At 33.0% G+C, this 6,927-nt stretch carries 5 protein-coding genes; 2 read left to right on the top strand and 3 right to left on the bottom strand.

The genetic code is table 11. From position 1 onward, the window contains the following. Together QM536_04085 and QM536_04080 are read left to right on the top strand one after the other, a co-directional pair. Positions 1 to 1,844: T9SS type A sorting domain-containing protein (locus QM536_04085; protein MDI9356192.1), on the top strand; the 1,844-nt coding region annotated here is incomplete at its 5' end. Between the two features lie 59 nt (positions 1,845 to 1,903). Then, positions 1,904 to 2,329: an arsenate reductase ArsC gene (locus QM536_04080; protein MDI9356191.1), complete on the top strand. Its 426-nt coding sequence runs from the start codon at positions 1,904 to 1,906 to the stop codon at positions 2,327 to 2,329. A gap of 10 nt (positions 2,330 to 2,339) precedes the next feature. Here the strand turns inward: QM536_04080 and rsmA are convergent, their stop codons facing one another. The 3 genes from rsmA to crtI form a co-directional block, all read right to left on the bottom strand. Then, positions 2,340 to 3,113, bottom strand: coding sequence for a 16S rRNA (adenine(1518)-N(6)/adenine(1519)-N(6))-dimethyltransferase RsmA (gene rsmA / locus QM536_04075; protein MDI9356190.1), 774 nt, complete (start codon positions 3,111 to 3,113; stop codon positions 2,340 to 2,342). 213 nt (positions 3,114 to 3,326) lie between these two features. Beyond that, entirely contained in the window at positions 3,327 to 4,700 is a 1,374-nt protein-coding gene (gene mnmE / locus QM536_04070; protein ID MDI9356189.1) for a tRNA uridine-5-carboxymethylaminomethyl(34) synthesis GTPase MnmE, read from the bottom strand. A 5-nt stretch (positions 4,701 to 4,705) separates the two neighbouring features. After that, on the bottom strand, positions 4,706 to 6,178 hold the full coding sequence (gene crtI, locus QM536_04065; GenBank protein MDI9356188.1) for a phytoene desaturase family protein: 1,473 nt from the start codon (positions 6,176 to 6,178) through the stop codon (positions 4,706 to 4,708). Positions 6,179 to 6,927 lie beyond the last annotated feature (749 nt).

The following is a 6,927-nucleotide window of genomic DNA, read 5'->3' as shown; positions in this document are numbered from 1 at the left end:
ATGATACCTTAGCTCTCGCCTCTTCTACCCAAATACTCACTATCACCAAACAATCCCAAACCATAACCTTTGATACATTAGAAGCCCAAGTATATAAAAAAACACCTTTTTTATTGCATTCCTCATCTTCCTCTGGTTTAGGAATAAGTTACAGCAGTGCTAATACCGCTATCGCTCTTGTAAAACAAGATAGCATCTATCTAAAAACAATAGGAACCGTCCAAATAACTGCATTCCAAACAGGAAATGATACCTTAGCTCTCGCCTCTTCTACCCAAATACTCACTATCACCAAACAATCCCAAACCATAACTTTTGATTCAATACCTGACAAAACGTACGGAGACAATCCATTTTTACTACAAGCAAGTGCGAGTTCGGGATTACCTATTTCTTTTATTTCATCAAATAGTGATATTATCAGAATAAGTAATGATACCGTTTATATAACAGGGGGAGGAACGGTAGAAATAACTGCATTCCAAACAGGAAATGATACCGTAGATGTTGCTTTTTTTACACAAGGATTTTTCATAAACAAACAATCCCAAACCATAACTTTTGATTCAATACCTGACAAAACGTACGGAGACAATCCATTTTTACTACAAGCAAGTGCGAGTTCGGGATTACTTGTTTCTTTTATTTCATCAAATACTGATATTGTCAGAATAAATAACGATACTGCTTATATAACAGGGAGTGGAACGGTAGAAATAACTGCTTATCAATTCGGAAACGATAGATATCAAGATGCAAATCTTATTACTACAATGGTTAGTATATTTAAAAAATCACAAACCATATATTTTTATCCCCTATCAAACAAAAAATATGGAGATCTCCCATTTTTATTACAAGCGAATGCTAGCTCAAGCTTACCCGTTTCTTTTCTTTCTTCGGATATAAATATTATTACCATAAAAAATGATACTGCTTATATAATAGGGAACGGAACAGTAAAAATAACTGCTTATCAACACGGAAATAATGGATTTAACGAAGCAGATTCTACTCAAATAATAGAAATATATTCTCCTAAAGAAAACCAAACCATTTATTTCCCCGTTATACCAAATAAATATATAAAAGACCCTCCGTTTGTTTTATCAGCAAGTGCTTCTTCCGGATTAAAAATAAAGTATATAACATCATCTTCTTTGGTGAGTATTCAAGAAAATACCGTAATCATTAATGCCTTAGGAACTGTCCAAATTACCGCATACCAAGAAGGAAATGATTTCTACAACGAAGCTATAGATGTTAACAGAACTTTTATCATAAAAAAAAGACCACAAACTATACTATTTCCTAATATTCTCCCTAAAACCAGTGCAGATGTAGGTAATACCTTTTTATTATCTGCATCCGCTACTTCTTCTCTTCCTGTATCCTATACTTCATCAAACATAAATATAATATCCATAATAGGAAATTCCGCTACTATAAAAACAACAGGGACTGTGCAAATTACCGCATCTCAATTAGGAAACAATATATACGAAGAAGCAACGTGTCAAACAACCTGTTCTCAAATACTCCAAATAGTAAATAACCCTACGTACCCTCTCACCATTATAGATAATAAAACTACCGATATAACCATCTACCCTAATCCAGCCAATAATTTTATCTATATAAAAACGACAAAAATATATAATAGCACAACATATAAAATATACGATATTACAGGTGGGATTTATGAGTTATCCGGTATGAGTTATCAATTAGGAATTGGTAGTTATAAAGTAGATTTGACAGCTTTGCCAAAAGGAGAATATATTTTGGTGCTTTACGATGAAACAGGAGAATTTTTGAAAGCAGAGAAAATAATAAAGAAATAAATGTAATATTCCTACTGCTATTATAAACTATTTTGTTAACTCAATAATAGATAAAGAGAATGAAAAATATACTAGTATTATGCACAGGAAATAGTTGTAGAAGTCAAATAGCACATGGTTATTTAGCATATTTTACCGAAGGGAAAAAAGTAAAAATTTATAGTGCAGGATTGGAAGCTCACGGAGTAAACCCAAAAGCAATTGCGACAATGCAAGAAGATAATATTGACATTTCACTCCACACTTCTAATAGCATTGAAGAATATTTGAAAGTAGAATTTGACTTTATTATTACGGTTTGCGACAATGCAAAAGAACGATGCCCCTTCTTTCCCACAAAAGCAAAAAAGCTTCATTATGATTTCCCTGACCCCGCAAAAGCGCAAGGAACAGAAGAAGAAATAAAAGCAGAATTTAGAGTAGTGCGACAACTCATAAAGGATTATTGTAAAAAATTTGTAACTGAAAATCTGACAGGTGAATAAAAAACATCTTTTAAGAGTATTTATTTGCAATAAGATTTGTCAATTCTATGAATTGTTGCACATTGAGTTGCTCTGCTCGCTTTTGAAAAAGAGCATTGGAAGTAATTTTTTCATCTATTTGAAAGGATTTTAAGGCATTTTTCAGTGTTTTTCGTCTTTGCTGAAACCCCGCCTTCACTACTTTTTTCAAAAGAATTTCATCACACAAAAGTGTCTTGCTTGTATTTCTTTTTAGGCGAATAACACCCGAATACACTTTGGGAATAGGATGGAATGCCTCCGGCGGAACGTCAAAAAGATACTCTATATCATACCAACATTGCAAAAGCACACTCACAATTCCATATTCTTTCGTTCCCGCTTTATTAGAAATTCTTTTTGCCACCTCTTTTTGCATCATGCACACCACTTCCATTACCCGCTCTTTTTCTTCTAAAATCTTAAAAAGTATTTGAGAAGAAATATTATAAGGAAAATTTCCAATAATTCCCATTTGATCGTCTGCAAAACAAGAAAAATCTAAAGTAATAAAATCATTTTCCAAAATATTACCACCTAATGCAGGATATTTTTTATGTAAATACTCCACGCATTTGGCATCTATCTCTACAAGATAGAGTTTTTTTTCTGTATGTATTAAAAATTCTGTTAAAGCACCCATTCCCGGACCTACCTCTACCACTGATTTGTATTCTTTGTAAAAAAGCAGCGAATCTACTACCTTTTTTGCAATATCATCATTCTTCAAAAAGTGCTGTCCTAAATATTTTTTGGGGTAAACCATAGTATGAGTTATTAGGTATAAATCATAAAATATACATAAATACATAAAATGGTAGAGAAAAAACTTTGTATCTGCTATTTTTTATGATATATTCAAGCAAAAAATCCAAAAAGATGGCAAAGTTATAGAAACAGTAATTGGTTATAATATATAATCATAACTACAATAGAATATATTTATAAATAAGGAAGAGAGATTGATGTGAAATCTCTTTTATTTCCCTATACAAAAGCTGCTAAAGATATTTCTTAATACTTCCTCGTTGGTTATTTCTCCTGATACTTCTCCGAGTAACGAAAGAGCGTCTTTGAGATGAAAAGCAAGTATATCAGAGGTATGTTTTTCATCGAGAGCAGTCAAAACTTGTTGTAATGAAAGGAGGGAACGGGTGAATTTTTCGTAATGTCTGCTATTTGTGAATATGTATTTGCCCGATTGGATGGTTTCTATTTGCATTTTTTCTTTCATTTTTTCCTTTATATGCTCTAATCCTTGTTTTTTAAGGGCAGAAATAAATACAAAATCTGTGTTTTCTTTGAGTAATTCTACGATTTGAGGCGAGCATTCGTCTACTTTATTGCCGATGGGAATAAATTTTTTTTTTTCATTGGTAAGCTCTTGTACTACCTCTAAAATTCGCTCTGTTCTTTCTTGTACCAAATCAAATATATACAGAATAAGAGACGCTTCCTGCATCTTTTTTTTTGTTTTTTCTATTCCCATAGATTCAATAGTATCTGCGGATTCTCTTAATCCTGCTGTATCTATGAAACGAAACATAATTCCATCTATATGTATAGTTTCCTCTATCAAATCTCTTGTAGTTCCAGGTATTGGGGATACAATTGCTTTTTCTTCGTTGATAATTGCGTTTAAGAGGGTTGATTTTCCTGCATTTGGGATACCAATTATAACCGTTTGTATTCCATTTTTTATAATATTACCTTGGTCAAATCCTTTTATGAGAGGTTTTATTGCTGTAATGATGGTTTCTATGAGCGTTCGGAGTTCGTTTCTATTGGCAAATTGGACATCTTCCTCTGAAAAATCTAGTTCTAATTCTATCATACTTGCAAAATGTATAAGAGTTTTGCGGAGCTGCATAATATCTTTCATAAATCCGTCTCTCATTTGATTAAGAGCGATTTTATGAGCTATATCGGATTCTGCGGAAATGAGATCAGCAACGGCTTCTGCCTGTGTAAGGTCGAATCTTCCGTTCAAAAAAGCCCTTTTGGTAAATTCACCTGCTTCTGCATATCTACAGCCGTAAGAAATAAGGATATGTATTATTTTTTTTATGATATACAGTGAGCCATGACAGGAAATTTCTACCACATCTTCCCGTGTAAAAGAGTTTGGGGCTTTAAAAACAGAAATAACTACCTCATCAATGACTTCTGAATTTTCTTTTATAGTTCCATATAAGAGAGAATGGGTCCTTGCTTGAGATAGTTTTTTATTGGTAAATACTTTCTGCACTATTTCTACTGCTTTTGCTCCTGATATTCTTATAACCGCAATGGCACTTTTTCCTTCTGCAGTAGCAAGGGCAACGATAGTATCTTCTTGGTTATTTCTATTCATTATTGCTATTGCTTTTTATGTTTTTTGAGAATATATTTTGCAACAATTTCCCCTGAAATAAGGCAAGGAGGGACTCCCGGACCAGGAACCGTGAGTTGCCCCGTATAATAGAGATTAGAAATATGTTTATTGATAATTTTTGGTTTCCAAAGAGCCGTCTGCCAAAGAGTATTTGCCAATCCGTAGGCATTTCCTTTGAAAGCGTGGTAATCTTGTTTGAAATTTTGCAGTGAATAGGATTTTTTATAGATAATATTGTGCTGAATACTTTCACCCGTAAGGGTTTCAAATCTTTTTACAATTATTTGAAAGTATTTTTCTCGCATTTCCTCTGTATCTTCTAAATCAACAGCAAGAGGAATGAGAAATACTAAATTTTCACAACCATGAGGAGCTGTAGTTTCGTCTGTTTGAGAGGTAGCGGAGAGGTAAAAAAGAGGATTTTGGGGGTATTGTTTATGGGTATAAATGGATTGAGAATGTTCCTCTAACGAAGCATCAAAAAATAATGTGTGATGGGTAATAGAAGTGAGTTTTTTGTTAATCCCTACATAAAATAAAAGTGCTGATGGAGCAAATATTTTCTTTTCCCAATAGGAATGAGAGTAATTTTGATACGGATAATCTAATAAATGGTTATCCGTATGCTGATAATCCGCCGAAGAAATAACCACATCAGGGTAAAAATTTTCTTTAGGAGTTAAAAGAGCATACGCTTTTCTGTTTTGCACAATTATTTTTTGAACTTCTGTATTGGTAAGGATTGTAACCCCTTTTTCTCGTGCTAATAATTCCATTGCTTCTACCACAGAATACATTCCTTTTTCGGGATACCACGTGCCTAATTCCATATCTGCATAGTTCATAATACTATATAATGCAGGAGTGTTAGTAGAAGTAGCCCCCAAAAAAAGTATTGGAAACTCCATAAGTGTTCTCAAATGAGGATGGGAAAAATGTTTATGTATATGGTTCTTCATAGAAGAAAAAATATCCAAAGTAAAGAATTGTTTGAGAATGTCCAAGCGAAAAAACTCTAAAAAAGAAAGAGAAGGAGTATAAATAAAATCCTTCATTGCTATTGTATATTTACGCTCTGCCTCTTGCAAAAAACGTATGAGTCGCTCTCCCGCACCTGTTTCTATGGATTCAAACATACTTACTAATTTTTTTTTATCAGCGGGAACTTGAAGGTAGGTATCTTTTGAAAAAAACACCGAATAAGAAGGATCCAAACGTTTTAGTTGATAATAATCGGAAGTTTTTTTTCCAAAAAGATGAAAATACCTTTCAAAAACATCAGGCATCCAATACCAAGAAGGTCCCATATCAAAGGTGAACCCTTTTTCTTGTATTCGCCTTGACCTACCCCCAAGTGTATTGTTTTTTTCTAAAATAGTAACCTGATGTCCTTCACTTGCTAAAATAGTAGCCGCTGCCAAACCCGAAAATCCCCCTCCAATTATATATATTTTCATTATAAATTTTTTTTAATACATTGCTATTGAATCACAGAATTATTTACAAAACATAGTATAATCATAAATATGATAATAATCAAATATATTGTTTTTTTTAAAATTCTCCATTAATGAGAGAACAATGAAGTATCTTTTGAGGGGTTCTAAAAATTCAAATCCTAAAAACCGTATCCCTTAAAAATCAATAGTTACCAACACTTTTTTTTGAATAAATCAATTTTTAGAATCCACCTTTTTTTATGGAGACTATTCAATAGAAGGGGAGAGGAATATTTTTTGAGTGCAATCATACAGCATATTTGTATTGGAATCCCAAGTAATACTTACACTTATATGATTTATAACTATTGAATCATGTAAACTCTAACAACGCATCCTGCGCTCCAAAGGAATGGAGTTGCATACATTTGCAACCTCTCTTTTCAAAAAATGATGAGATAATTCTAAAAAAACGATTCTCCTTTGCACCCTTGCGGTTATAAAGAATGTCTGCACCGTGATTTTTGCAAGATGAGTAAGATGCGCAAGATTAAAATCCCGGTGCAGACAATAACAGTGCGGACAAAATAAAAACTTTAATAAAAAAATATCCTATTCACTTTCCCACAATTTTTGTAAGAGAGATTCCATTTCCGAAGTGCATGCGTTGAACGGATCGTTCACTGCGTTGAACACAGAATTTCCTGTTATGAGATAATGAGATGGTAATCGGAGATTATGGTTCGTCAATCGGAGATTATGGTTCG

Source organism: Chitinophagaceae bacterium (genome assembly GCA_030053935.1).
Taxonomy (GTDB): Bacteria; Bacteroidota; Bacteroidia; order Cytophagales; family JASGCU01; genus JASGCU01.
This window is presented reverse-complemented; position numbering and strand designations above follow the sequence as displayed.